This is a genomic window from Streptomyces sp. 13-12-16 (assembly GCF_002114215.1).
Lineage (GTDB): Bacteria > Actinomycetota > Actinomycetes > Streptomycetales > Streptomycetaceae > Streptomyces.
Genome location: NZ_NCTE01000913.1, coordinates 7,727 through 30,766, shown reverse-complemented (window position 1 = coordinate 30,766; position 23,040 = coordinate 7,727). Strand labels below are relative to the sequence as shown.

Annotated in this window: 22 protein-coding genes and 1 pseudogene; 9 read left to right on the top strand and 14 right to left on the bottom strand. The window is 69.3% G+C overall.

Annotated elements, in window-relative coordinates:
- Nucleotides 1–60 precede the first annotated feature (60 nt).
- Complete coding sequence (locus B7767_RS32150; protein ID WP_085575205.1) at nt 61–348, bottom strand: DUF4287 domain-containing protein; 288 nt, start codon at nt 346–348, stop codon at nt 61–63.
- A 121-nt stretch (nt 349–469) separates the two neighbouring features.
- On the opposite strand from B7767_RS32150, the gene B7767_RS49160 reads away from it, so the two are divergent.
- The gene (locus B7767_RS49160; RefSeq protein WP_085575204.1) at nt 470–1,117 is read left to right on the top strand and encodes a helix-turn-helix domain-containing protein; all 648 of its coding nucleotides are present in this window, start codon (nt 470–472) and stop codon (nt 1,115–1,117) included.
- Nucleotides 1,118–1,194: 77 nt separating this feature from the next.
- Here B7767_RS49160 and B7767_RS32140 read toward each other — a convergent pair whose 3' ends face one another.
- The gene (locus B7767_RS32140; RefSeq protein WP_085575203.1) at nt 1,195–2,451 is read right to left on the bottom strand and encodes an RNA polymerase sigma factor; all 1,257 of its coding nucleotides are present in this window, start codon (nt 2,449–2,451) and stop codon (nt 1,195–1,197) included.
- Entirely contained in the window at nt 2,448–2,816 is a 369-nt protein-coding gene (locus B7767_RS32135) for a YciI family protein (protein ID WP_085575202.1), read from the bottom strand. The genes B7767_RS32140 and B7767_RS32135 overlap by 4 nt, the downstream gene beginning before the upstream one ends.
- A 200-nt stretch (nt 2,817–3,016) precedes the next feature.
- Here B7767_RS32135 and B7767_RS32130 point away from each other — a divergent pair, with 200 nt between their 5' ends.
- Nucleotides 3,017–3,661 (top strand): dihydrofolate reductase family protein, encoded by a 645-nt coding sequence (locus tag B7767_RS32130; protein WP_085575201.1) that lies wholly within the window; start codon nt 3,017–3,019, stop codon nt 3,659–3,661.
- Between the two features lie 1,203 nt (nt 3,662–4,864).
- On the opposite strand, the gene B7767_RS32125 is transcribed toward B7767_RS32130, so the two are convergent.
- From B7767_RS32125 to B7767_RS32115, 3 genes are all read right to left on the bottom strand, one after another.
- The gene (locus B7767_RS32125; protein WP_085575200.1) at nt 4,865–6,211 is read right to left on the bottom strand and encodes a hypothetical protein; all 1,347 of its coding nucleotides are present in this window, start codon (nt 6,209–6,211) and stop codon (nt 4,865–4,867) included.
- A 167-nt stretch (nt 6,212–6,378) separates the two neighbouring features.
- Nucleotides 6,379–6,663 (bottom strand): helix-turn-helix transcriptional regulator, encoded by a 285-nt coding sequence (locus tag B7767_RS32120; RefSeq protein WP_107486447.1) that lies wholly within the window; start codon nt 6,661–6,663, stop codon nt 6,379–6,381.
- Nucleotides 6,663–7,721 (bottom strand): site-specific integrase, encoded by a 1,059-nt coding sequence (locus B7767_RS32115; protein ID WP_306298014.1) that lies wholly within the window; start codon nt 7,719–7,721, stop codon nt 6,663–6,665. Before B7767_RS32115 ends, B7767_RS32120 begins: the two co-directional genes overlap by 1 nt.
- A gap of 874 nt (nt 7,722–8,595) precedes the next feature.
- Between B7767_RS32115 and B7767_RS45935 the strand changes: the two genes are divergently transcribed.
- From B7767_RS45935 to B7767_RS32100, 4 genes are all read left to right on the top strand, one after another.
- Entirely contained in the window at nt 8,596–9,102 is a 507-nt protein-coding gene (locus B7767_RS45935; RefSeq protein ID WP_143652738.1) for a hypothetical protein, read from the top strand.
- Between the two features lie 407 nt (nt 9,103–9,509).
- On the top strand, nt 9,510–10,628 hold the full coding sequence (locus tag B7767_RS32110) for a site-specific integrase (RefSeq protein WP_179167368.1): 1,119 nt from the start codon (nt 9,510–9,512) through the stop codon (nt 10,626–10,628).
- Nucleotides 10,628–10,963: a helix-turn-helix transcriptional regulator gene (locus B7767_RS32105; RefSeq protein WP_085575198.1), complete on the top strand. Its 336-nt coding sequence runs from the start codon at nt 10,628–10,630 to the stop codon at nt 10,961–10,963. Before B7767_RS32110 ends, B7767_RS32105 begins: the two co-directional genes overlap by 1 nt.
- Nucleotides 10,960–12,438, top strand: a complete 1,479-nt coding sequence (locus tag B7767_RS32100; protein WP_085575197.1) for a hypothetical protein — start codon at nt 10,960–10,962, stop codon at nt 12,436–12,438. The genes B7767_RS32105 and B7767_RS32100 overlap by 4 nt, the downstream gene beginning before the upstream one ends.
- A 3-nt stretch (nt 12,439–12,441) precedes the next feature.
- Here B7767_RS32100 and B7767_RS32095 read toward each other — a convergent pair whose 3' ends face one another.
- The 4 genes and pseudogenes from B7767_RS32095 to B7767_RS32080 all read right to left on the bottom strand — a co-directional run bounded on the left by B7767_RS32095 (nt 12,442) and on the right by B7767_RS32080 (nt 15,738).
- Nucleotides 12,442–12,987 carry an AAA family ATPase gene (locus B7767_RS32095; protein ID WP_085575196.1) on the bottom strand — a complete coding sequence of 182 codons (546 nt, stop codon included), beginning with the start codon at nt 12,985–12,987 and terminating at the stop codon, nt 12,442–12,444.
- A gap of 226 nt (nt 12,988–13,213) precedes the next feature.
- A pseudogene (locus tag B7767_RS32090) lies at nt 13,214–13,426 on the bottom strand (DUF1048 domain-containing protein); the annotation flags it as partial.
- Nucleotides 13,427–13,786: 360 nt separating this feature from the next.
- Nucleotides 13,787–14,446, bottom strand: coding sequence for a response regulator transcription factor (locus B7767_RS32085; RefSeq protein WP_085575195.1), 660 nt, complete (start codon nt 14,444–14,446; stop codon nt 13,787–13,789).
- Nucleotides 14,443–15,738, bottom strand: coding sequence for a sensor histidine kinase (locus B7767_RS32080; RefSeq protein WP_179167367.1), 1,296 nt, complete (start codon nt 15,736–15,738; stop codon nt 14,443–14,445). Before B7767_RS32080 ends, B7767_RS32085 begins: the two co-directional genes overlap by 4 nt.
- Before the next feature lie 133 nt (nt 15,739–15,871).
- Here B7767_RS32080 and B7767_RS32075 point away from each other — a divergent pair, with 133 nt between their 5' ends.
- Together B7767_RS32075 and B7767_RS32070 are read left to right on the top strand one after the other, a co-directional pair.
- Complete coding sequence (locus B7767_RS32075; protein ID WP_179167366.1) at nt 15,872–16,780, top strand: ABC transporter ATP-binding protein; 909 nt, start codon at nt 15,872–15,874, stop codon at nt 16,778–16,780.
- The gene (locus B7767_RS32070; protein WP_085575192.1) at nt 16,777–17,625 is read left to right on the top strand and encodes an ABC transporter permease subunit; all 849 of its coding nucleotides are present in this window, start codon (nt 16,777–16,779) and stop codon (nt 17,623–17,625) included. The genes B7767_RS32075 and B7767_RS32070 overlap by 4 nt, the downstream gene beginning before the upstream one ends.
- A 761-nt stretch (nt 17,626–18,386) precedes the next feature.
- Here the strand turns inward: B7767_RS32070 and B7767_RS32060 are convergent.
- From B7767_RS32060 to B7767_RS32045, 4 genes are all read right to left on the bottom strand, one after another.
- On the bottom strand, nt 18,387–18,893 hold the full coding sequence (locus B7767_RS32060; protein ID WP_085575191.1) for a hypothetical protein: 507 nt from the start codon (nt 18,891–18,893) through the stop codon (nt 18,387–18,389).
- 324 nt (nt 18,894–19,217) lie between these two features.
- The gene (locus B7767_RS32055; RefSeq protein WP_085575190.1) at nt 19,218–19,454 is read right to left on the bottom strand and encodes a hypothetical protein; all 237 of its coding nucleotides are present in this window, start codon (nt 19,452–19,454) and stop codon (nt 19,218–19,220) included.
- A gap of 1,511 nt (nt 19,455–20,965) precedes the next feature.
- A complete protein-coding gene (locus B7767_RS32050) occupies nt 20,966–21,187 on the bottom strand; it encodes a hypothetical protein (RefSeq protein WP_085575189.1) in 222 nt (73 codons plus the stop codon).
- A gap of 276 nt (nt 21,188–21,463) precedes the next feature.
- Nucleotides 21,464–22,381, bottom strand: coding sequence for an SDR family oxidoreductase (locus tag B7767_RS32045; protein ID WP_085575188.1), 918 nt, complete (start codon nt 22,379–22,381; stop codon nt 21,464–21,466).
- Between the two features lie 161 nt (nt 22,382–22,542).
- On the opposite strand from B7767_RS32045, the gene B7767_RS32040 reads away from it, so the two are divergent.
- On the top strand, nt 22,543–23,040 hold a 498-nt coding region (locus B7767_RS32040; protein WP_085575187.1), incomplete at its 3' end, for a TetR/AcrR family transcriptional regulator.

Here is a 23,040-nt window from a genome sequence, read left to right as displayed (position 1 = left end):
CGGTCCTCTCACGGACCTCCGGAACGCGGACACCGACCTGCCGGGAGGGCCGCGCCCGTCTCAGGGACGGTTCGCCTTGCCGTCGAGCCAGAGCGTGTCCGACTCGTCCCGGTGGGTCCCGCCCGAGCCGACGTGCTTGTCGGAGATCTTCGCGCCGTTCTTGATGACGTGCACGAGCGCCATCCCGTGCCCGCGGCCCAGGTCGTAGTCCTGCTTGAGCCACTCCAGGATGACGCCGGCCTTGGTGTCCGCGCTGTCGTAGCCGCGCTCCTGCGCGAGCGCGATGAACTGACGGGGCGTCAGCCCCGTCTTGTCCTCGATCTTGTCCAGATACGCCTGGAAGGACATGTCCTCTCCCACTCCCTCTGCCGATGCCGACCGTGCCGGTGGAACCAACCAAGCAGACCGAAGTCTGCTTGTAAAATGCAAGCTCTGTTCGCAGTATGGTGCGGGAACTAGAATGTGAACCATGACGGTGAAGGAGTACGGCCAGTTCTGCGGCCTCGCCCGCGCGATGGAGGTCGTCGGTGAGCGCTGGACCCTGCTGATCGTCCGGGACCTCCTGCTCGGCCCCAAGCGCTACACCGACCTGCGCAACGGCCTGCCGAACATCCCCACCAACATCCTCGCCACCCGTCTCAAGCAGCTCGAGGCCCACGGCGTCGCCGTCCGCCGCGCCCTGCCCCACCCCGACCGCGGTGTCGTCTACGAACTCACCGACCACGGCCACGCGCTCCAGCCGGCCGTGACCGCCCTCGGCCGCTGGGGCGCCCGCACCATGACCGGACCCCGCCCCGGCGAGATCACCACCGCCGAGAGCCGCGCCCTGTCCTTCCACACGGCCTTCCGCCCCGAGGCCGCCGCCGGGGCGACCCTCGGTTACGAGGTGCGCATGGCCGACGCGACCTTCGCCCTGTCCGTCGACGGCGACCGCCTCACCGTCGCCCACGGTCCCCACCCCGACCCCGACCTGGTCATCGAAACCCGCTCCGGCCACCCCGTCCTCGACCTCATGCGCGCCACCCTGACCCCCGCCGAGGCACTCGCCGCCCAGAGCGTCGCCCTCAAGGGCCCGGAGTCCCTCCTCACCCGCTTCGCGGAGATCTTCCGCCTCTGAGGGCCGTGTTCTCCGGCTTCCGGGTACGCCTCGCGCTTGCCGGCGGGGGTGGTCGGACCGGGGTGGCGCGGGAAGGGTCAGCCGGAGGCGGGACGTGGCGCCAGTCGGGCGGCGCGGGTTTCCAGGTAGCGGCACTCGGTCAGGCTGGTGGTGCCGCGGGCTGCGCGGTGGTAGTGCTCCCGGGCCGCCGGATGGTCGCCGGCCATCTCCAGCAGGTGTGCGCGGACCGCGTGCAGCCGGTGGTGGTCGGTGATCCGGTCGTCCGCGGCCAGCTTGTCCAGCAGGGCCAGGCCGGCCTGCGGCCCGTCGATCATGGCGACCGCCACCGCCCGGTTCAGGCTGGCCATCGGGTTCGGCGAGAGCCGCTCCAGGATTTTGTACAGCGTGTTGATCTGACGCCAGTCGGTCTCGCCGGTGCTGGGTGCCCCGTCGTGCAGCGCGGCGATGGCGGCCTGCAACTGGTAGGGGCCGAGTGTCGAGCGGGTCATCGCGTCGGTGACCAGCGCGACGCCCTCGGCGATGCGACCGCGGTCCCAGAGCGAGCGGTCCTGCTCGTCGAGCGGGATCAGCTCGCCGTGCGGGCCGGTGCGGGCGGCCCGGCGGGCGTCGGTGAGCAGCATCAGGGCCAGTAGGCCGGCCACCGCGCCGTCGTCCGGCAGCAGACGGTGCAGCAGACGGGTCAGCCGTATCGCCTCGGCGGCCAGGTCGTCGCGCCGCAGCCGGTCTCCGGAGCTGGCGGTGTAGCCCTCGTTGAAGATCACGTACAGCACGTGCAGCACGACCCGCAGTCGCGCCGCCCGATCCTGCCCGACCGGCATGGTGAACTCGCTGCCGGTGGCCTTGATCCGCTGCTTGGCCCGGCTGATCCGGGCCGCCATGGTCGGTTCCGGCACGAAGTGGGCGCGGGCGATCTCCGCGGTGGTCAGGCCGCCGACGGCGCGCAGCGTCAGCGCGACCTGCGAGGCCGGACTCAGCGCCGGGTGGCAGCACAGGAACAGCAGGGTCAGCGTGTCGTCCCGGTTGGCCGGGGTGTCCTCGCCGGGGCCGGGCGATGTCCGCTCCGGCTCCCGGGCGGCCACCGCGTCCTCGCGCCGGCGCCGGGCCTGTTCGCTGCGAATCCGGTCGACCAGGCGGCGGCCGGCGACCGTGGTCAGCCAGCCGTGCGGGTTGTCGGGGACGCCCTCGGTCGGCCAGCGTGTCGCCGCAGCGAGCAGCGCCTCCTGCACGGCGTCCTCGCTCAGGTCGAACTGCCCGTACCGGCGTACCAGCGCGCCGAGGGCCTGTGGCGCGAGCGCGCGCAGCAGGCCCTCGACGGTGGCACGGTCGGTGCTCACGCGGTCGGGCCGCCGGAGAAGATCACCTGGCGGACCTCGATGCCCAGGCCGTTGAACCGGGCGTCCGGGATCATCGAGGCCAGCTCCAGCGCACGGTCCCTGCTCGCGACGTCGACCAGGTAGTAACCGCCCAGGAACTCCTTGGCCTCCAGGTAGGGGCCGTCGGTGACGACCGGCACCCCGTCGCGGACGCGGACCACCGAGCTCTGGGACGGGTCGGCCAGCGCCTCGGTGCTGATCATCTCGCCGGACTCGCGGAGCGTCTTCATGAACTCGCCATGGCCGTCCATGATCTCCTGGCGCTCGGCCTCGGTCAGTTCCTCCATGATGGCCGGGTCGATGTGCATGATCAGCAGGAACTTCATGTCCAACTCCTCACCGTCGTGGCGCCCGGTCGGGCCCCGTCATCGGGTGGTCGTCGCGGGCCCACCGCTCTTGACATGCCGGCGACGGGTTCAGCAGATCAAATGATTCTGCCGGTACCGGTCAAGATCCGTCGATCGGCTCCGACCTCACGGTGAGGATCCAAGTCCCACCACTGTTGTCGCCATCACAGGAGGAGCACGTGGCCCAGCTGCTGAGAGTCCAGAACTTCAACGTCTCGAGTGACGGAATCGGTGCCGGCGAGGACCAGACCCTCGAGAGGCCGTTCGGTCATGTCGAGCCCGAGAGGCTGTTCGCCTGGGCCGGCGCCACGGCGAGCTGGCCCATGCGCACCGACCCCGGGGGCAGCCGGGGTCTCGACGACTACTTCACGCGGGACTACGCCCGCAACATCGGCGCCGAAATCATGGGTCGCAACAAGTTCGGTCCCCAGCGCGGGCCCTGGCACGACCACGAGTGGCGCGGCTGGTGGGGTGACCGGCCCCCGTTCCGCACCCCGGTGTTCGTCATGACTCATCACAAGCGTCCTTCGTTCGTTCTCTCCGACACCACGTTCCACTTCGTCGACGGCGACCCTGCCACGGTCCTCGAACAGGCCCGGGAGGCGGCGCAGGGCAAGGACGTCCGACTCGGCGGTGGGGCCACCACCATCCGGCAGTTCCTCGACGCCGACCTCGTCGACACCCTGCACGTGGCGGTCTCGCCGCTGAAGCTCGGATCCGGAGTACGGCTCTGGGAGTCCCCCGATGAGCTGCTCGACCGGTTCCACCTGGAGGTCGTTCCCAGCCCGAGCGGGGTGACGCATCACCTGTTCTGGCGAAAGTGACCGGTCCTCAGGGCGGCCCCGGCCGGCTGTTCCGCCTCCCGGGGCTGCCCTGAGGCGGGCCGTCGAGCGATGGTCGCTCAGCGTTGCTTGTCGGGTTGCGGCAGCTGTACGAGAACCGGGCCGTGCACCGGGCCCGGAAAGCGACCCGCGCACGACGACCGCCAGCGGTTGACCACCGCAGAACGAGGCGGCCCGGGCTCTGCGGGCCGATTGCCGCTGCAACCTGGATCCGGGCTCGTCCACTGCCACGGTTCGCAGGGGCCGGTGGCCCTGCTCGTCCGGGCCGGAAGCACGAGAGCTCACCAGCACCGAGGCTGTACCACCCAGCGGAGCCCGGGTGGCCGCCAAGTGCGCGTGAGCCTCACGGAGTCGGGGGTTCTTCGGAGTGGTTCCCCATCGCCCGGCTCTCCCCGCTCAAGCACCGCAACCTGAACCTGCTCGGCTGCTGCCGGGTCCATTCGCAGTGCACCGGGCTGAAGGACTCTGCTGAGGAACGCGTGATTCGGGTGGTCAGGCGGTGAGTGTCAGGGCTTCGAGGCGGGAGGCGCGGGTGTCGCCGAGCGGGGTGCCGGTCAGCCATCGGTCGATGCGGATGAGGTTGAGTGCGCGGTGGTGGCGAAGACACGGCCCTCGGGACTGGTGGGCTCGCATGTTCAGGTGTCGCGTATACCTAACCGGAGAACGTCATCAGTCACCCTTAGTGATCACTGCTGAGATTGTCTCGATGTATTGCGAGAGCTGTCTGGTGTGATCTGTCGAAGTCTTCTAGCATCAGAGGACTGATTGAGGGCGTCTCCCCGGGGGGCCCGGACCCCCGCGGTCCGGACCACATCCCGGGGACACACCGTCTCAGCCAACTACCGTTTCCGGTGGTCGGGCTGAGACGTGTGTCTTGGAGCGGCCACCCTTCGTAGAAGGATGTCGGCTTTGCGCTCCGGACTTTCGACGCGAGTCTTGCTCGTCGCCCTGGCAACTGTTCTGTCCCTGCTTGTCGCGGTCATCGCAGGCGTGCTGTCTTGGGCAGCGGACGGAAGCGTGCCTCGCGCAGTGCTCTGCGGCGGCGGGGCCTTCGTCGTATGGATGACCCTTTCCGTCTCCCTGTGCTCGGCTCTGGGCTTGCTGGACAGGAGCATCAGGCGGCCATGATGTGGAGCACAGCCGACTGGCTGTGGCCCTCGTGCTCTTGCCGATGGCTCGGGGGCGTCATCGTGTGTGGTCGCCTGGGGCGTATCGGCTCCAGGTGCCACCGGCTTCGGTGACCAGTCGAGTGGCGGTCTTGTCGTGGTAACCGAGCGCCTTCGCGATGACGGGAGCCGGGGCCTGGAGGACGAGCTGCCGAATGGCGGAGGTCCTGCCGCGCTGCGGCGGGACGCCGATCTCACGCAGATGAACCTGGAGACTGACCGGATTCATCGGCTGTCCGGGCTGACGGCCAGGGAAGAGCCACTGCGAGCTCCTGCTGCTGGCGTAGGGCAGGTGCTGACGGGACTGGATGTAGTCCCGCATCAGAACGGCGACAGGCTCCGGCAGCGGGGACGGCGGGTCGCCCAACTGGACGGTGACGGTCGTCTCGTCGTCGGTGACGTCGTCGATGGTGAGGCGAACGATGCGGCTGACGGGTTGCGCGTAAAGGAGAACGAGGGCGGCGGCGACCCTGGCCCGCAGTGGCAGGGAGTCGTCGTTGAGGACCCGGCGGAGCATCGAGAGGCGGCGGTGCTGGTGCAGCGGTTCCGGGTCCTGGGTGATGACGGCGGGCGGCAGCGCGAGGCGGGGCATCCGGCCGGTCTTCATGCACCACCGCAGAAATGACTGGGACGGGCGGCGGGTGGCCAGGCTCTCGGTGTGCCAGGCGTCGATGTCTGCCTGCTGGCACTGTCCGATGGCGCGTCCTCGGTCGGCGAGCCATGCGAGGAAGGCCCCGGCCTGGGTGATCTCCTGCTTGGTGTGGTTGGTCTGGGAGCGTCCCAGCGGTCCCTTCTCCGCCTTCGCCCGCAGGCGCCTCATCTGGTGCCACGTAGCGAAGTGCCGGAGAAGCTGACGGTGTTCGCGCTCCTCGATGACGGCGAGCCGTTCGGTCAGCCACCGCTGGTAGAGGATGAGCTGCCGGTCAACTCGTGGGAGGACGCCGCTGTCCATCAGCAGGTCACGTAGGTGAGTGACAGTCCGCCAGGGGGTTTCCCGGTGCAGCCCCTCGTGGGTGAGCGGGATGCTGCCGGTGGCCAGGCCCTGGAGGAGACGGACGACGTTGGGGTTGCGAAGCCAGATCAGTCGGCTCTTGGGCTTGCCCATGTCCAGCAGGATCTTGACCAGAGGCAGGAACTCCGGGGCGACACGACCAGTGCCGTCGTCGAGGAGGCGGACGAGCGTGTCGGCGAGGGTGCAGCGTTCGCAGAGACGTCCGCCGAGCAGGAGTCCTTCGAAACCGCAGCGATCACAGAAGAAGTCTCGGGCGATGCCCGCGCAGTCCCGGCAGATCGGTGTGCCAGCGGTGTCTCGCCCCGGCAGCAGTCGGTCGGTGTCGCAACAGGAGCAGAGGCCGCGGACTCGCATCGCCCGTTCGTAGCAGGTCCGGCAGATCGGTCCGTCTGACCATTCGGCAGACTTCGAGGCCCGAAGGCCGCAGCGTGCGCAGTCGCGGATCATCCACCGCTCGTACTCCTCCGGAGTCACCGCTCACCCCTCGGGCGTCAGTCGGACCCGTGTGGGTCGCCGGGCGGCTAGGTTGATCGGAGCTTCTTCGCCGGCGGCTCGGCGGGCCGGGAGAGGTTCTGGGCCGAGGTGGTGATCAGGTCGGTGGGCGTGCAGCCGAGGATGTCGCAAAGGGCGGCCAGCACCGGCAGGGACAGCCGTTCCGGGGTGCCGGAGACCAGGCGGTGGACCTGGGAGGAGGACAGGGTGATGCCGCGTTCGCCCAGGTGCGGCATGAGCTCGCCGACGGTGAACATGCCGCGGGCGGCCATCAGCTCGCGCAGACGCCACCGGTAGCTGATGTGGCGTGGCATCAGGAGGTCCTTCCTGGCCGCAGAGCGGCCTCGATGGTGGCGTCCAGGACACGTCGGAGGGAGCGGGTGCGGAAGTCGGAGGAGACGCACGTGTAGATCGCCGTGGTGGAGGCGTAGTCGTGGCCGACCTGCTGCTGGACGAACAGCGGATCATGACCGTCCTCGATCAGATGCGTGATGTAGGACCTGCGCAGGGAGTGGAACTCCAGCGCGGGGTCCAGGCCAACGGCGTCCCGGTAGGCGGCGAAGCGGGAGTCCAGCCGCTGGACGCCGATTCGCGGGCCTCGCTCGGACGGCCAGAGGGCCCGGCTTGGCGAATGCCGCATCCCGGGCCGCACCTCGCTGATCCATTCCTCGATCGTGCCGGGTGCCCAGTGCCAGACGGTCAGGACGCTGCGGCGCTTCGGTGGCGACCCCTTCTTGGCCTTGCCGTAGCGGACCAGCAGGGTGCCGTACTCACCGAACTCCTGGCCTTCTGGGTTGCGGCCGAAGTCGGTGAGGTCGAGCATCCGGGTCTCGTTGCGTCGCAGGCCGTAGGCGTACGCGACCTTGAACAAGGTGGCGTCCCGGAAGGCCGGCAGCCAGCCCTTGCGGCCCTTGCCGCGAACACGCAGGACCTCCTCGTCGGCGTGGTCGAAGAACGCTTCCAGCTCGGGCCGGGTGAAGGCCCGTCTTTCCGGCTCGCCCTCGGCTTCGTCGGCATGCGTCGCAGCATTCCAGTCGTAGACCACCTGGACTGGGTGAGTACCGAAGTGCCGCAGGCACTCGTCGCTCCAGCCGTAGGCCGGGTTGGTCAGGAAGTCGCAGAACTGACGCACGGAGCCCTGGTAGTTGCGCAAGGTGGAGCGCACGCAGCCGTGCACGGCCCGCAGATCAGCCGACCATTCGTCGACGTGCTGCGGCGTCCACTGCCACGGCATCGCATTGGCATGCCTGGTGAAGGCCCGGACCGTACGTTCCTGGTCATCGACGTATCCCGGCGAGAGGTTCCGGGCGAGCTGCTGGTTGCGCCAGCCGTTGATCATCGCCTCGAAGACCTGCTCGTCCGGCCGCAGCAACGGCAGACCGTCGATCAGGTGCAGCCGAGCAGACCCTGGAACGGGACCATCCCCACCCATCCGCCATCACTCTCCGTCTATCGCATCTGACGCGAGAATTTCGCATCGGATGCGACTCGGGGGCGTCTTCGCAGTTCAATCGCTCGATGGAGTGAGGCCCGCAGATATCTGCCAGCAAGACCGCTACCGTGGCTTCGAGGTCAGAGCCCCCGGTGGGACCGCCTCCATGCGGTCCTGAGCCCACTTCCAGGACGGGTGTCGCCTATTCGCATCAGATGCAATTGGCGTCGGTAGGAACATCGGTACAGCGGTTGGCGCTGAGGACGATCATGGTCGGCTAAGCACACCGGGCCAGGGTATCCCCACGGCCCCGGTCCAGCGCAAGGTCCGCCGAGAGTACGAGAGCCGCGTCAGCGCCCACACGCCGGCCGGACCGTGATCACCGGCTTAGCGATATCCGCTGTACCGATGTTCCCCGAGACCGGGTTCCTGAGCTGCGATTCGCCGGTCATTCAACTTTGCTGCGCAATAAGGTTGTTTGGAGCATCGAGGAGTCTGAGGGGGACAGATATGGCAGACGGGATGGACCTGCCGACTACTGCGGTGGAGGCAGTTGCGCAGGCGGCTGCCGCTGCGGCAGCCATAGAGGGCCGCACGGCAGGCAACATGGCCGCCGATCTGGTGCGCAGCCGATTGAGCAGAGTCGACCAGGGAGCAGAAGCCGTATCGGCGGTGGAACAGGCCCCGGACGATCCCGATGCCCGCTCGCGGCTGCATGAGAAGTTGTCGGAGGTGCTGTCCGAAGATCCGGCGTTCACCGCGTATCTGTCCAGCGTCCTGGCTCCCCCCAGGCCGACCGTCCCCCCCCCCCACCGTGGGCAGCACCGATGCCGACCGCGGCGGCCGGACGGGGGGACAAGGGTCCGACGAGAGCGGCTCAGGGGGTGGCGGCGCGTCGAAGGTTTCGGCGCGGGCAGGTACCTGGCTTGGAATCACGGTTTCATTGCTGGCTGTGCTCGCGTTCTTCGGCATCACCAGCTTCGGTGACTTCGGTCGCTTCGTGACGACAGATAAGGAAGCGAATCGGGAAGCATGTCGGATCGCTGATGCGGCGGCCAAACGTGCGCTGGAGGTAATGCTTGATCACGAGGTCGCCTCTGACTACTCAGAGCAGATGAGCAAGGCAGCAGGAGAGGCTCGGAACGCAGAGCTGAAGGAGATCCTGGCCACCGAGGCTCAGGAGTTCGGCTCAAACGGAGGATGGGCGGACCCGCGAACCAACCCCGAAGACGACCCCTATGTAGAGATCAGCGACGAGTGGGGAAACTATTGCCACCCCGGCCACTGGGGCGTTTGGACGCCTGGTGAAGATCGCTTCTAGGTCCTCCACGGGCACCATCCACTTGAGTGCTTCGCTGCATCAGTCAGAAACTCCACCGGCACGAGGCAGACCGTAGCCAGCGCTGATACCCGCTGGCGATCTTTGCGCGAACCCCCGCAGAATCCCCGAGCGGGGCCGTGATTGTTCTCAGCGCCAACCGCTGTACCGATGTTCCAAGTGGCCGCAATTTCATCGGATGCAACACTGCGGCTGGATCTCACACCGGCGGCAGCTTGCCCCTTCTGTACTGGCCAGCGGCTTGCATGAGCCCGACGAGGAGGACTTGCCGAGCCACTGGAAGGGGGTCGGATGCGTGGCACCACGCGTTCTGAGCTGGGAACTTGCCAGGCGATTACATCTGATGAAAGATTCCTTCGTCTGACGTAGGTGGCGGAGGGTAGTCATTCGTGGGTGGGAACAGGCTCGCGCCGGGGGCTGTCGGGCTGCATCTGGTAGGTGACCTGCCACTGCTGCGGCCGGACGAGCAGGTGTTCACGGCGATGCTGGACGGCTGGCGCAACCAGCAGCTCGCGCGGAACCTGGCGTTCTCCACGATCGAGGGCCGGGAGAAGGTGGTACGCGCCTTCGTCCGGCACGCGGACACGTTCCCCTGGGCCTGGTCGCCGCAGATGGTCGACGAGTGGCTGGGCGACCTGCGGTCGGTGCGGCACCTGCGCCGTTCCACGCTCCGCAATTACCAGGGATCGGTCCGGTCCTTCTGCTCCTTCATCACCGATCCCGCCTACGGATGGGCGGCGACCTGCGAAGAGCGTTTCGGGGCCCACCCGATTCAGATCGTGCACGAGTGGAACACCGCGGTGCACGTGGAGGAAACCGAGGCCGATCCCGGCAAACGGGCCTTTACCCGGCAGGAGTTGCAGGCGTTCTTCGACCACGCCGACGACCAGGTCGGCAGGGTCCGCGGCCGGGGCCGCAAGGGCTGGCTGCCCGCCTTCCGCGACGCGATGCTGTTCAAGACCGCTTACGCCTTCGGCCTGCGCCGCAACGAGACGCGGATGCTGGACGCGGTCGACTTCGGACGCAACCCCGAAGGTCCTGAGTTCGGCGAGTACGGCGTCCTCTACGTTCGCCACGGCAAGGCGAAGAAGGGCTCGCCGCCCAAGCGCCGCAGCGTTCTGACCGTCTTCGACTGGTCGGCGGAGATCCTCCAGCAGTGGAACGAGGAGGTGCGTCCGCTGTTCCCCACTGCCGGCTCCGGAGCCCTGTGGCCCTCGGAGCGCTCGGCCCGGGTCGGCTTCTCCCAGATGAACACCCGCTTCACCACCTATCGGGACGCCCTCGGCCTGGACGACGGACTCGACTTCCACTCCTTCCGCAGGTCCTACGTCACCCACCTGATCGAGAAGGGCATGGACGCCCGGTTCGTCCAGGAACAGGTCGGACACGAACACGCATCCACGACCGCGATCTACACGTGCGTGTCCTCCGACTTCCGCACCCGCACCCTGCGCAGAGCGTTGGACGCGACGATGCAGGCCGCTCTGCGGCCGGCGAGGAGGGCTTGATGAAACGCCAGGTCAGCTACCAGTGGCGACTGCGCGAGGTGATGGCCACCCGCGGCATCTTCGCCGCCTCCGACCTCTCCCCGCTGCTCGCCGAACGTGGCATCGAGCTGTCCTCGGTCCAGGTCTGGCGCCTGGTCACCCAGACTCCGGAACGGCTCTCCCTGCCGGTCCTGGCCGCGCTCTGTGACATCCTCGAAGTCACTCCCACTGACCTGATCGCCACCCGGGCCGAGAACGTCGCCCCGCGCCGCACCGCCGCCTCCGGCGGCGCCGACGTCGTGGACCTGGCCAACACCATCCGACCCAAGCGCGCCCGGATCACCCCCGACTCGTGAGCCCGGCCTACGACAGCCGCGAGAAGTACGAGCGATGGCACATACGCACCTGCGCACGCTGCGGCCGCCGCGCCGCCAAGTCCGCGAACTGGTCGGACGGGCCTATCTGCCGCACCTGCTACGAGCGGGCCACGCGGGACCGAGGCCGCTGCCACAGCTGCGGAACCGAGCGGCTGCTTCCCGGCCGGGACGCGGCGGGAACCGCGATCTGCCGAGACTGCGCAGGCATCAGCCGCGACTTCTTCTGCGGCCGTTGTGGCTTCGAGGGCCTGCTTCTGGGTGGACGGCTCTGCGAACGCTGCACCCTCTCCGACCGGCTCACCGCCCTCCTGGACGACGGCACCGGCCGCATCCACCCGCAGTTGGTCCCGCTGCACGAGCTCTTGGTGAGACTGAACCGTCCGAAGAGTCGACTGATCTGGCTCCGCAACCCGCAAGTCCCGGCCCTGCTGCGAGACCTCGCCACCGGAACAGTGCCGCTCACACACGACGCCATCCAGGCCCTGCCGAACTGGCGGACCGCCGCCTACCTGCGCGACCTGCTCATGGACAGCGGTGTCCTGCCTCACCTCGACCGCCGACTTCTGCTGTTCGAGCGGTGGCTCGCCCAGCGGATCGCCACCACCGCCGACACCGAACACGCACGCATGCTCCAACACTTCGCCACCTGGCACCAACTCCGCAAGCTCCGCGCCAAGGCGGCCAGGAGCCCGCTGGGCACCAGCACGACGCAGGAATCCCGTCAGCAGATCACCCAGGCCGGCGCCTTCCTGGTCTGGCTCGCCGCCCGGCACGTCACGCTGGAGTCCTGCACCCAGACCGATCTCGATGCCTGGCACGCGGAGAAGTACGCCACCCGGCGCCCCGCACAGGCATTCCTGCGCTGGTGCACGGACACCCGCCGGATGCCGCGGCTGACCATCCCGAACCGCCCGACCACCAACCCCCACCCGATGGGCCAACACCAGCGCATCACCGCCCTGCAACGGGTTTTCGCCGACGACAGCACCTCGCCGAGAGTCCGGCTCGCCGCCTGTCTGGTCCTGCTGTTCGCCCAGCCCGTCAGCCGAATCGTGCGCATGACCACCGACGACGTTGTCCACGACGGCCAGCACGTCACACTCCGGCTCGGCGACCCGCCCGCCCCAGTCCCCGAGCCGGTGGCCGCCCTCCTGCTCGACTACCTCCAGGCCCTGCCCGCCAACACACCTGCCATCAACCAGAACTCACCCTGGCTTTTCCCCGGCCGCCGCCCGAGCCAGCCGATGAACCCCGGCACTTTGCGCGACGCGCTGCGGAAACTCGGCGTCCCGGCCGAGAAGGGCCGCACCTCCGCCATCCGCCAACTCGTCCTCCAGGCCCCGGCGCCCGTCATCGCCCAGGCACTGGGCTACCACGACAAGAGCACCACCCGCATCGCCACTGAAGCCGGAGCCCCCTGGAAGAACTACGCACCCGGCGATCACTCTCGTTGAACCCTACGAGCTCACGCTCACACCGACGCGCGTCAAGACCTCGTCGGCCAGTTCCTGGCAGGGGCGCTCGCCGTCCAAGAAGATCGTGCCCGTCGGCAAGGCGTCCGCTGCGGCCACGCATTGCTCAATCTGAGCTTTGCACCACTGACGGGCAGCCTCGTCACGTTCAGGATCGTGCGGCGCGACACTCCGGGCATCGATCCGTCGCGCCAGAACTTCGGACGGAACCTTGAGGAAGAAGTGGTGGATGGCCACCCCCTCGTCCTCCAACGCGCCGAAGATCTCAGCAACGTACTGCGGGTTGGCCAGCGTCATCGGAGCCAGGATCGGACGTTCGTACTCCTCCAGCAGACCCACAGCCATGCTGACCACCTGCCGCCGCCATAGACGCAAGTCCTGAAAGTTCCCGGTCGGCACATCGACGATGTCACGCAATACGTAGCCGATCTGCTCTGGGTCATACACCAAAGCAGCAGGCCAGCGCCGGTGCAACTCGTCGACCAGAGTGGTCTTCCCACTCCCGAACGCGCCGTTCACCCAGATGATCACGCACGTCTCCCGTCTTGGATCAGCGTCACCTGGCTCACAGGCTATGCCAGCGCCAGGAACCACAGGGAGTGACGACAAGGGCTTCCCCTCCACGCAGAAACCTGAGAACTCCGGCTACACGATCAACGACGCCTACCAGTCCCGAGGGCCGACACGGGCCGTCGCGCACCGAGGCGAACGAATCGCTCGGGCGTGGGCTACGCCCGCCGACATGGGCCGACGGGCGTCACTTCTCGTGTGCGCCGGGTTCCGCGCTGATGGATTCCTGGTAGGCATCCGCGTAGGTGGGAGAGTCCTTGATCAGGTCGTCGCAGGACGCGGCGACGTCGGTGCCGATGAGTTCCAAGACTCCCTTGCCCGCGGCGACGCCCTCCTCGAAGAAGTCGACGATTCCAGGGACGAGGGGCCCGTCGGACAGGCTGACCGGTCCGGCCTTGAACCACCGGGGCCCGGTGCGTCAGCAGGTCGGCGTGGTCTACGGCCAGGCCGAGGCCCGCCGGATACCCGGACAATGAGAGCCTGGTCATCGACCCGGTCACCGGCATCCCCTCGCTCAAGGCGCATCGCCCGGAGGGGCGACGCCCGTCGGCGAAGCGGCCGGAGCGCACGCCGATCGGGATCTGCGCCCGGACCGCACACTGGGTGGAACGGTGGCGCCGCTTCGGCCCCCTCGGGCAACGACCCGGAACTTGCCGACCCGTTCGGCCGGTACGTGCTCACCACCTTCGTCAAGAGCACCGACACGACCGTACGAGGCGGCCCGCCGCATCCGCCGCTGAAGGACCGCAGGGGAGTTCGCTCAGTGTGACGGTGCCACCAGCCCCGCTTCGTAAGCGATGATCACGAGTTGCACCCGGTCACGTGCGTCGAGCTTGGCGAGCAGCCGGGTCAGATAGGTCTTGGCGGTGGCAACGCTGATGGAGAGCCGGTCGGCGATTTCGGCATTGGACAGGCCCTTGCCGACCAGGGTGAGCACCTCGAGTTCCCGGTCTGTGATGCGCTCGAGTCCCGTCCGCCGTGGCGGCGTCGCCGTGGGGCGGTCGGCGAACTCCTTTATCAGTCTGCGGGTGACGCCCGGTGCGATGAGGGCGTCCCCGGCGGCCACGACACGGACTGCGGCGAGGATGTCGTCCAAGGCCATGTCCTTGACCAGGAACCCGGACGCGCCGGCGCGCAGCGCTCCGTAGACGTAGTCGTCGTCATCGAAGGTCGTCAGCACGACAACGCGTGCGGTGCTGGTGCCCGTGGTGATCAGGCGGGTGGCCTCGATGCCGTCCATGCCGGGCATCCGGATATCCATCACCACCACGTCGGGGGTGACCTGTCCAGCCAGCCGGACCGCTTCGGCGCCGTCTCGGGCCTCACCCACGACCTGGACGTCCGCGGTGTCGGTGATGACCATCTGCAGGGCGGCGCGGATCAGGGGCTGATCGTCGGCGAGTACTACGCGAATGGTCATCGGGTTCCAGCCGTCGCTCCGGATCCGGTCCCTGCCACTGCCGGCACCGGTAGCCGGGCGGCAACCCGGAAGCCGCCCCCCGGACGCGGCCCTGCGGTGAAGCGGCCGCCCAGTAAGGCGACCCGCTCACGCATGCCGACCAGGCCGAATCCGGTGTCCGGGTTCTCCGTGTTCGTGCCGCCGCCCTTCCCTCGGTCGACGACCTCGACGACGAGTTCGTCCTCGCGGTATTCGACTTTCACCTGACAGTGATCGGCAGCCGCGTGTCGTACGACGTTGGTCACCGCCTCCTGGACGATCCGGAGTGCCGCGAGATCGATGTCCACCGGGAGCGGGCGGCGTTTGCCCTGCCACCACACTTCCACGCGGACACCGGCGGCCGTGGTCGTTGCGGCGAGCCGTTCCAGATCCGCCAGACCGGCAGCCGGCCGCAGAGGAGCCTGTGTACGCCCCTGGTCGTGACCGGTTGGTTCCCGGTGCCGGGGGGCGGGCTCCTGCTCCTGGTCGGTCTGCCGCAGTGCGCCCAGCATCCGCCGCAGCCCCGCCAGCGTCTCACGCCCTACGTGTTCCACAGTGATCATCGCCTCGCGGGCCCTGGCCGGCTGTGTCTCCACCACTCGGGCTGCGGCTCCGGCTTGCAGGGCGATGATGCCGATGCTGTGGGCGACCGTGTCGTGCATCTCGCGGGCGATGCGGAGCCGTTCGGCGGTGACTGCCTGGGCGGCGGCCCGGGCGTGCAGCTCCGCGGTGTGGGCACGGGCCTGGTGCACCGAGTCGCCGATGAGCCAGGCGATGACGGCCGTCAGGGCGACGAACGGTTCGGAGGCGGTGCCGGATTCCCCTCCCGTGATCCACCGCAGGAGGAGGTATCCGGCGAGCACGCCCAACGTTCCGGCGGTCGCGGTGATCGCGGTGCGCCGGGGCCGGGTGGCCGCGACATAGCAGAGGGCGACATCCACCCCCAGAAACTGCAGCGGCAGAACTTCGTCCTGCCGCCAGGCCACCGCCGAGATGACCGTGCCGACGACCACCAGACCGTACGCCACCACCGTCCGGCGGCGCAGCAGCACGCTGCCGGTCAGGACCACCAGGAAGGCAAGGGCGAGCAACGCCTGAGCCGTGAGCGAGTCGAGGCCGTCCCGGGGGTAGCTGAGGGAGTACTCGTGCCGCGGCGGCATCAGGACGTACTCGACGATGGGCTGCACTGCTGCCACGCCCCACACCAGTGCCGTCCACAGGCCCGGCGGTATGCGCTTGAGCAGCGGCAACGGCGCTGGCGGTGAGACGGGCATGCCGAGATCGTAAGCGCGTGCACGCCATGGGGCATCGGCCTGCGGTCGTACAACCAGGGTCGACACCCGTGCCCGGCGATTGTCAGCACCGGTCCGACGACGAGCGGGGGCGCCGGACGGCACCGTGGGCGCCGTGATCGAAGTCAACGAGCTCACGAAGCGATACGGCGGCACGACAGCTGTCAAGGACCTGACCTTCACCGTGCGCCCCGGTCGGGTGACCGGATTCCTCGGGCCGAACGGCTCCGGCAAGAGCACCACGCTCCGGGTGGTCCTCGGCCTGCACGAGCCCACCAGCGGCACGGTCACCATTGGGGGCCGGCCCTTCCGTGACCGTCCTCGCGGCCTGCGCCATGTCGGCTCCCTCCTCGACGCGCACGACGTGCACGGCGGGCGCAGTGCGGCGGCGCACCTGTCGGCGCTGGCGCGCAGCAACCGCATCCCGCGGCGCCGGGTGGACGAGGTGCTGCGGGAGGTCGGTCTCGCCGAGGTCGCCCGGCGCCGCATCGGTGGATTCTCGCTCGGCATGAAACAACGGCTCGGCATCGCGTCCGCCCTGCTCGGCGACCCGCCGGTGTTGCTCTTTGACGAGCCGCTCAACGGCCTGGACCCAGAGGGGGTGAAGTGGGTGCGTGAGCTGTTCAGGCGGCTCGCCGCCGAGGGCCGTACCGTGTTCGTCTCCAGCCATCTGATGTCGGAGATGGAGCACACCGCCGACCAGCTGATCGTGATCGGCCGCGGCGAGCTGCTCGCGGCGGAGAGCCTCGCGGAGTTCTCGGCCCGCAGCGGCCGGCAGAGCGTCTCCGTGACCACGCCCGCCGCGACAGCCCTGAGGGACCTGCTGACGGCCGCGGGTGCGGCCGTGCGTGTGGAGGGCGAGCAGCTCACCGTGACCGGCCTGACCGCGGTGCGGATCGGCGAGATCGCCCGACGGCACGGTCTCCCGCTGTACGAGCTCAGTACCCGCTCGGCCTCGCTGGAAGAGGCCTTCATGGAGCTCACCGCCGACCGTGTTCAGTTCCCCGGAGGAGGTTTCCGATGACCACGACCACGGAGGTTCCCGGTGGCCGACGCGCCGCCCGCGAACCCCGCGCCCGCTTCCGTGACCTGGTCGCCGCCGAGTGGCTCAAACACCGGTCGCTGCGCTCGACCTGGATCGCCTACGGGGCCACCGCCCTGGCCGTCATCGGCCTCAACACCGGCATCGCCTACGACACGTACAGCCACTGGACGCTGCAGGTGTCCAAAGACCGCGACTCCTTCGCCCACGACGGGATCGCGTTGCAGCAGGCCTTCAGCGCGAACGCTGCACTGCTCATGGCGCTCGCCATCGGCGCCATCGGCGCTCTCACGATCATCGGCGAGTACAGCACGGGCACCATCCGGACGACGTTCGCGGCCGTTCCGTCCCGCCGCTCGGTGATGGCGGCCAAGGCGGTCGTCGTCACTGTGGTCACCACCGTCTTCGGCGCATTCGTCGCAGGGGTCTCGTTCACTGTGACGCAGGCGATCCTCGACGGCCGGGACGCGGGCGTCTCCATCGGCGATCCGGGCGCCTTCCGTGTCGTCCTGGCCTCCGCCCTGCTGGCCCCGGTGTGCGCGCTCGTCGGCTTCGCGTTCGGTGCCGTCATCCGGCACACCGCCTCCGCCGTGATCACCTCGGTGATGGTCATCCTCGTGCTGCCCCTGGTCTTCACCGATGGCCGCCACTGGTCGGCGGTCGTCAGGCACACCCTGCCTTACCCCGCGTGGCTCCGGCTCGTGGAGGTCGGCGATTCCCCGACGCTCTTCCCCTGGACCACCGGCGGAGCCTGGACCGTCTACGCGGTGTGGGCATGCGCCGCATGTGCGATCGCCGTCACCAGCGTCCACCTGCGAGACCAGTGAGTGGTCGAAGGTCGCACCGTGTTGATCGGTCCGGGTCGTCGCCCCCGCCCCTGGGCAGTTCCAGGCGCTTCCGCGGCGTCGGCGCACCTGGGGGTGAGGTGTGTCGGACACCGGCCGGCAGCTCCCGTCGCGCCCGCCTGGCGGTCCGTCAGGATCGTGCCGCAGTGAATGCCGATGTCGCGCACGGTGCCCCTCGGGGCGGTCCAGGGTGGCGGCGGCGATCTTCCCGAGCAGCCCGGATCCGCCGCGGACCCGGGTGAACTCGGCGACGAAGTGGTCGGTGACCTTCTTCCCGGCGCGGGCGTCGACGCGGTGCACGGTGGAGTTCGGCAACTCCACCAGGGTGTCGGTGATCTCTCCTTCGCGGCAGAAGACCAGCGCCGCGAGCAGCACGTGCCGCACCTCGGGGCTGAAGCGCCGCAGGTGGCTGGGCGAAGACGCCGCTCCTCCGGCTCGCCAGGCGCTGATGGCCTGCGGCCCGATCCGCGTGAACGCGTCGGTCGGCACCGCCAGGGCGCGCACCTGCTTGAGCTCGACGACTTCGTCCAGGCCCAGATCCCGCGCCGTCCTCGGTGCTCCCCCCTGCCCTCACGTCAGCCCGTCACCCGGAACCCTGGACGTTCACTCGTTCAGCCCAACGGGGTGCGGGTGCCGCGGCAACGGCCGGTCGGGTCAGCGTGCCCGGGGGTTTCCGCACAGGCGAAGGCGGTCCGGCCGGCGTCACCTATGACTTCGGCCGGACCTTTGTGCAGGGGTGGGGGTCAGTTTCCGTGTGGGACGACGGGGTGTGGGTACGGCTGTAGGGCTTGGTGAAGCAGCCTCCCCGCCCAGTGCCGCCACCGTGATGCCTTTGCTGACCGGCTGCGGCGAGCGGGCGGCACTGGTTCAGCGGGGAGGGGAACCGTGTCCGGCTCGGCCTCTCGCTGCCCCGGGGTCTGCTCCTTCTGCTGCAACTGCCCGGTAGTGGGTGCGGGCAGGCCGCGCTGGTAGGCGTCGACTCGCTCCCACGCCTGCTCCCACAGCCGGGCTTCGGGAGTGCCGGGCTCGACCCCTCCGCACACCCTTACGAAGGTGAGCAGCAGAGTCTTGGAGGGCCTCCGTTGTCCGCCGAGGACTGCTCCTAGTGAGCTGCGCGGCAGGAAGCTGACGCCGTTCTCGGTGGCCGCCGCCTCCAGCTCCCGCAGTGTCTTGTTGCCGTGGGCGAACCGCAGGGCGCGCATGGCGTCCAGCAGTTCGAGCGGCTCGCAGATGTACTGCGGCGGCAGCACGGGGCGACGGCGCTGGGGCCGGGTACCGGGTGGAGCCGTGGCGGCTTCCGCTTTCTTCCATAGCCGCTCGGCATGCCGTTCGTCCCCACCACACACTCGGACATACTCCCGGACGACGGGCCAGGAGGGCAGCCGATCGCCTCGGGCAGCGTGGAAGAACCGCAGGTGAGGGACCGGCTGGTCGGATTGGAGAGTCGCAAGACGAGCCATCTGGCGATAGCTCAAACCCGCGCGCTGGCGCAGTGACCGCAGCCACTGCGCCAGCTCAACCACGGGTACGGGCGTCGCCAGGGCGCGAGTGTCGCACCCCATTACGCTCTCCCTCTATACGCGGTGTGCGGAGAAGATGGCGACGGTCCGGCGGACGAGTTCCACCGCCAGCAGGCCGCCGACGGTGATCGTCGCGATGACGGTCTCCAGGTTCTGCCCCCAGGCCGCCAGGCCGGCGGTCAGGCTCAGCACCACCACGATGATGACGACGGCCGGAACCGGCAGCAGCGGGCTGCCCTTCCTGACCGGTCCCTGCACGCATGATGCGTGCGCGTGCGTGCGCATGTTCATTTGTCTCCTCGGTCGTTGCCACTCGACACGAGGCCCCGTATACGACGATCCCCCGGCCTTGCAGAGCCGGAGGATCCAGAGCCTCATGGGACACCTTCCTGCCCCCGTTTCAACGCGGTAAAGGCCGTTCCGGTGCCCCTGTTTCATCGCGTCCCACGTTGCGGTGACAGACCGTCAGCACAAAGGCCCAGGTCATCCGGCGTACCCGGTACCCGGCGTTTCGCGGCGACCGGCGACAGTCCCGCTTCCGCCCTCCGCGAGGGGTGGCTTGGGACGGATGAAACAACGAAAGTCAGGGGACATCACCGCACAGAGCGACCGGGCCCGCCCCGGCCGCCTGAAGATCTCCAGCCGAGCGAAGGAGGGGCCTGACATGCAGGCAATGGTCGTGGTAGTCGACCTGCAACACTTCTCGTCCATGCGCGACGACCAGGCCCCTGCCTGTGTGGCTGAGCCGGCCGAACGCCTGCGCCCTCCGCGCGGGCGCTCGACGCCGGGCCGTCGCGAGATCGCGCCTTCGCTGCGGGGAACCGCCGGCGGGCTGCCACCCGGGCCGCCACGGCACGGTGCGGACAGCCGACGTGGGGATGGCGCCATCGCCGTCTCCGGGAGACTGTCCCAGCGCCTGGGCAGCGCCAGCAGGCCGCCGCCTGCCCGCGACAGGACTCCGCCTGGCGTAGCAGGCCACTCATGCGCTTCCTGCCGCGCCCTGCGCCGAAGCTCACCCGTTTCGACGGCGCGCCGATGCCGGGCACCCGTATGCCCTCCGGTGGCCTGCCGCGGGGTGAACCGAGCCCGGCCTTCCCGCCGGTCTGCCTGTGTCCCGGGCCTGCGCCGGCTTCTTTCGCGCTCCTGCCCCACCGCCGGATAACAGGCGACAAATCTCCCTCGCTTAGCCCTTGGTCTCAGGCCCGTCCACGATCGATGCGGCACTGGGGGCTATCGACGGTGCACCTCGAAACGTTTCCTCTGCCGTGCTTCTGCCGCGGCCTCTGATCGCGGTCTCCCCGGCCGTTGCCACTCGACACAACAGGGGATCGGACGGTCTTTGTTGCAGCGAAGCCCGTCCATGGCACAACCGGCGGTTTCGCCTTCGGCCTCCGGTAGCCCGTCTGTTCCCGAAGCGGGAGGCGGGCCACCGGAGGCTGGGCTACAGGCGGTCGGGGAGTTCTCGCCAAGGGGCGGACCGGCCAGTGGGCGGATCGTTCGTACGACACCGTCACGTCGCCTGGCATGGACGCGTTGGTCGGCGCGACGCGTGCGCTTGTTCCAGCGCCCTGCCGCGGGACTCGTGTGGGCGGCAGCCCCAACTCCCCTGCCTGGCGTCGGGGCTGCCGTCGTCTCGGGACTTGTCCACGGGCACGCCGGCGGGGTGACCGCGTGGAACGGGTGCGGGCGAGGGATCGCCACCCGCCACGGGAAGACGGCAACCGTCCACCTGGCCGGCCTCCACGGCGCAGGCGTCTTCCTCCGGTCAGCCCGCTGATCCGAGAGGAGTAGTCCGGCGGGCGTCAGTTCCAGGGTTCCCGGTAGGGGTTTTCGCCCAGCAGCTTCGCTGCGGCCACACAGAGATCTTCGCCGAAGAGCTGGTTGCCGCCCCACTCGGAGCCCCACAGATCGGACGCGGCCCGGGCCACGGCGCGCCAGGAGTGGTCCTCGTCGCATCGCCACCTGCGGATCTGAACAGCCATCTCCGGTGTGATCGTCGCCGGGTCGACAGTGCTGCGTGTCATCCCGGCAACCCTAGGGACGTTTCGGAGAAGGTGGCCAACGGGTTGCGCCCTCGCCCGCCCGGCAGACAGGCCCAGGACTTCGCCCTCGGATACCGACAGGCGCACAACTGCGGGGCGCTACAGGCCCCGGGAGCCGGGGAACGCCATCCGGTACACCGCCAAGATCCGAAAGAGAGACCCGCGGCAGCCGGTCCTCGTGGGCGTGAGGGGTCGTGTGGACCGGTTCCGCCGCGCCTCCGGGATGCGGCGCGGCGGAACCGGTGGGGTGGGGCGGGCTCAGTGGGCGGCGGTCGCCGGGGCGTCGAAGTAGTGCCCCTGGGCGAGGTCGTCGACGAGGCCGGGCCGGACGGGCTTCCAGCCGAGGAGGTCCCGGGTCAGCGTGCTCGAGGACGGATTGTCGGCCTGGACGTGGGCGCCGAGGAAGCCGAAGTGGGCGTCGGCCCGCGTCGGCGGGATGCCGGCCACGGGCAGGTCCAGCCCGCGGCCGATGGCCTCGGCGATCCGCCGGAAGGGGATCCCCTCGTCGTCGACGGCGTGCAGCCGTGACCCCGCCGGCGCGGATTCCAGCGCCAGCCGGTACAGGCGCGCCGCGTCGAGCGTGTGCACGGCGGGCCAGCGGTTGGCCCCGTCGCCGACGTAGGCGGCGACGCCCTTCGCCCGGGCGACGGAGACCAGGGCCGGGACGAAGCCGTTGTGGTCGAGCGTGCTGTGCACGGTCGGAGTGAGCCGGACGACGGAGGAGCGGATGCCGCGCTCCGCGAGTGCGACGACCGCGTTCTCGGCGTCGATCCGCGGGCCCGCGCCGAGCGCGTCGGCTTCGGTGAGGGTGCCTTTCAGTCCCGCGAAGGCGAGGGTTCCCGACGTGCCCACCAGAGGCCTGCCGGTGCCGGCCAGGGCGTCTCCGAGCGCCTCGATGACGCGCAGGTCCGCCGCGACCGCGCCCTCGAAGTCGCCGGCGAACATGGCGTCGTGCTTGAAGGCCAGGTGGATGACGCCGTCGGCCGCGGCGGCGGCCGCGGCGAGGCCGGCGAGATCGTCCAGGTCGCCTCGGTGCACCTGGGCACCGGCAGCCGTCAACGCGGCGGCGGACCTGTCCGAGCGGGCCAGGCCGACGACCTGGTGCCCCGCTTCGAGCAGTTCGGGGACGACGGCGGAGCCGACGTGTCCGGAGGCTCCGGTGACGAATACGCGCATGGTGCGCCTTCCTGCTCCAGGCTCCCCCACCAGAGGCGGGGGCCGTGATGTCAGTTGATGACATCACCGTAACACCGACGTCAGTCACTGCCATCACCTTCATGTCAGTGACTGACGTACCTTTGATGTCAGGCTCTGTCATCGACAGGTAGGATCGGGGCATGAGCCGATGGAAACCCGACGCGCGAGGCCGCCTGGAGAAGGCGGCGCTGGAGCTCTACAACCACAAGGGCTTCCACGCCACCACCGTCGCCGAGATCGCCACCCGCGCCGGGCTCACCGAACGGACCTTCTTCCGGCACTTCGCCGACAAACGGGAAGTCCTCTTCCCGGGCGACAGCCCCCTCACCGACCTCCTCACGGACGCCACGGCCGCCGCCCCCGCCACGCTCCCGCCGCTCGAGGTGATCACCCACGCCCTGGCCGAAGCCGCTCCCGTCTTCGAGGAACGCGCGGACCTGGTACGGCAACGCCAGACTGTCATCGCCGCCAACCCCGAACTCCAGGAACGCGAGCTGGCCAAACTCGCCGCACTCGCCTCCACGCTCGCCCACGCGCTGCGCGAACGCGGCCTGGAGACCACCACTGCGGCACTCGCCGCCGACATCGGGATCGCCACCTTCAATGTCGCCTTCGAGCGCTGGATCACCGACCCCGGC

What these genes read in the sequence shown, in the direction of transcription:
- B7767_RS32120 (WP_107486447.1), bottom strand. Translation starts at nt 6,663, where the DNA reads ATGCCACGCCACATCAGCTACCGGTGGCGTCTGCGCGAGCTGATGGCC.
- B7767_RS32080 (WP_179167367.1), bottom strand. Translation starts at nt 15,738, where the DNA reads ATGCCCGTCTCACCGCCAGCGCCGTTGCCGCTGCTCAAGCGCATACCG.
- B7767_RS32055 (WP_085575190.1), bottom strand. Translation starts at nt 19,454, where the DNA reads ATGAACATGCGCACGCACGCGCACGCATCATGCGTGCAGGGACCGGTC.
- B7767_RS32050 (WP_085575189.1), bottom strand. Translation starts at nt 21,187, where the DNA reads ATGACACGCAGCACTGTCGACCCGGCGACGATCACACCGGAGATGGCT.
- B7767_RS32105 (WP_085575198.1), top strand. Translation starts at nt 10,628, where the DNA reads ATGAAACGCCAGGTCAGCTACCAGTGGCGACTGCGCGAGGTGATGGCC.
- B7767_RS32070 (WP_085575192.1), top strand. Translation starts at nt 16,777, where the DNA reads ATGACCACGACCACGGAGGTTCCCGGTGGCCGACGCGCCGCCCGCGAA.
- B7767_RS49160 (WP_085575204.1), top strand. Translation starts at nt 470, where the DNA reads ATGACGGTGAAGGAGTACGGCCAGTTCTGCGGCCTCGCCCGCGCGATG.
- B7767_RS32085 (WP_085575195.1), bottom strand. Translation starts at nt 14,446, where the DNA reads ATGACCATTCGCGTAGTACTCGCCGACGATCAGCCCCTGATCCGCGCC.
- B7767_RS32150 (WP_085575205.1), bottom strand. Translation starts at nt 348, where the DNA reads ATGTCCTTCCAGGCGTATCTGGACAAGATCGAGGACAAGACGGGGCTG.
- B7767_RS32125 (WP_085575200.1), bottom strand. Translation starts at nt 6,211, where the DNA reads ATGCGAGTCCGCGGCCTCTGCTCCTGTTGCGACACCGACCGACTGCTG.
- B7767_RS32135 (WP_085575202.1), bottom strand. Translation starts at nt 2,816, where the DNA reads ATGAAGTTCCTGCTGATCATGCACATCGACCCGGCCATCATGGAGGAA.
- B7767_RS32045 (WP_085575188.1), bottom strand. Translation starts at nt 22,381, where the DNA reads ATGCGCGTATTCGTCACCGGAGCCTCCGGACACGTCGGCTCCGCCGTC.